The organism is Bartonella sp. CL71SXKL, from assembly GCF_042194935.1.
In the GTDB taxonomy this organism is placed as follows: Bacteria; Pseudomonadota; Alphaproteobacteria; order Rhizobiales; family Rhizobiaceae; genus Bartonella.
This window is the reverse complement of record NZ_JBHINI010000142.1, coordinates 1-588: the sequence shown is the minus strand read 5'-3', so window position 1 is coordinate 588 and position 588 is coordinate 1. Positions and strand designations below refer to the sequence as shown.

1 protein-coding gene is annotated in these 588 nt (G+C 40.3%); it reads right to left on the bottom strand.

The features are described 5' to 3' along the window. On the bottom strand, nucleotides 1-588 hold a 588-nt coding region (locus ACFILA_RS09955; RefSeq protein WP_375661175.1), incomplete at both ends, for a hypothetical protein.

Genomic DNA, 588 nt, shown 5'->3' with positions numbered 1-588 from the left:
ATCCTAGGCTCTAATGTCTCTGTTTTATTCTTAGCAGAATTCGCTACTTCAGTGACTGTAGCTACAGATTGTTTTAAATTGGTATTCTCTTGTTCAACAGAAGTGATTTTCCCTTCTAAACTATCTAATGCCTGCTTGGCTTTCTGAATATCAGGAGAGCATGCTTCTAAAACTGTTAGCTTCGTATCAACAGATTCAGCTTTTTGCTGTGCTTCAAGAGCTGTAGCTTTAACAGCTGTTAATTCATTCGTATGAGACTCTGTTGTTTCTTCTAACTTATCAACTTTACGCGTTACATCATTAACTTTGGTTTCAGCACGTTGAGAAATACCCTTGGCTTCTTCACAGCATTCTGTTGCAGATTGAGAGATCTGTTGCGCTAATGTCTGAGCTGCTTCCGCTTTATTCTTTGCTTCTTCTGCTATCGTTTGCGCTTGCTTTGATACTTGAGAATTTTCTGTGACAGAAGTATGAGCTCTCTCCACCAAGCTTTTCGCCTCATCTGCTACTGTCTTCGCTTCATTCGCTGTGGTTACCGCCGTTTCCGCTATCGTTTTCGCATTATTAGCTATTTCCTTCGCTTTATTC